The 913-nt window shown below is 43.3% G+C and carries 1 protein-coding gene and 1 pseudogene; both read left to right on the top strand.

Going from position 1 to position 913, the window contains the following annotated elements; genetic code table 11:
* A pseudogene (locus GMD1S_RS10520) lies at positions 1-501 on the top strand (spermidine synthase); the annotation flags it as partial.
* On the top strand, positions 498-913 hold a 416-nt coding region (locus tag GMD1S_RS10525), incomplete at its 3' end, for a saccharopine dehydrogenase NADP-binding domain-containing protein (protein ID WP_000088785.1). The pseudogene GMD1S_RS10520 and the gene GMD1S_RS10525, both read left to right, overlap by 4 nt.

The raw sequence follows: 913 nt of genomic DNA on the forward strand, positions 1-913 counted from the left end.
GACTTTGCTGCAGGGCTAGATGATCCTCGTGTTACCATTTACTACCAAAATGGGCTACGCTTTTTGAGAAACTGTGAGGATGATTACGATATCATTATTAACGATGCGACGGATCCATTTGGACATACGGAAGGGCTCTTTACCAAGGAATTTTACGGGAACAGTTACAGAGCCTTGAAAGAAGACGGCATCATGATCTATCAGCATGGGAGTCCCTTCTTTGACGAGGATGAGTCAGCTTGCCGAAGCATGCACCGCAAGGTCAATCAAGCCTTTCCAATCAGCCGGGTTTATCAGGCACATATCCCAACCAGTCCTGCAGGCTATTGGTTGTTTGGATTTGCATCGAAAAAATATCACCCTGTTAAAGATTTTGACAAGGAAGGCTGGAAAAAACGCCAGCTTTTCACAGAATACTACACTGCAAACTTACACGTGGGAGCCTTTATGTTGCCCAAGTATGTTGAGGACATTTTAGAAGAAGAGGAAGGAAAAAAATGAGTCGCTTATTAGTTATTGGATGTGGGGGTGTTGCCCAAGTTGCTATTTCAAAGATTTGCCAAGATAGCGAAACCTTTACAGAGATTATGATTGCTAGCCGCACCAAGTCGAAATGTGATGACTTGAAGGCTAAATTAGAAGGGAAAACAAGTACAAAGATTGAAACAGCTGCTCTTGACGCTGACAAGGTTGAAGAAGTGATTGTTTTGATTGAAAGCTACAAACCAGAAGCTGTTTTGAACGTAGCTCTGCCTTATCAAGATTTGACCATTATGGATGCTTGCTTGGCAACAGGTGTCCACTATATCGATACCGCCAACTACGAGGCAGAGGATACAGAAGATCCTGAGTGGCGCGCTATCTATGAGAAACGTTGTAAGGAACTTGGTTTTACAGCCTACTTTGACTACTC

Source organism: Streptococcus sp. GMD1S (genome assembly GCF_000296875.1).
Taxonomy (GTDB): Bacteria; Bacillota; Bacilli; order Lactobacillales; family Streptococcaceae; genus Streptococcus.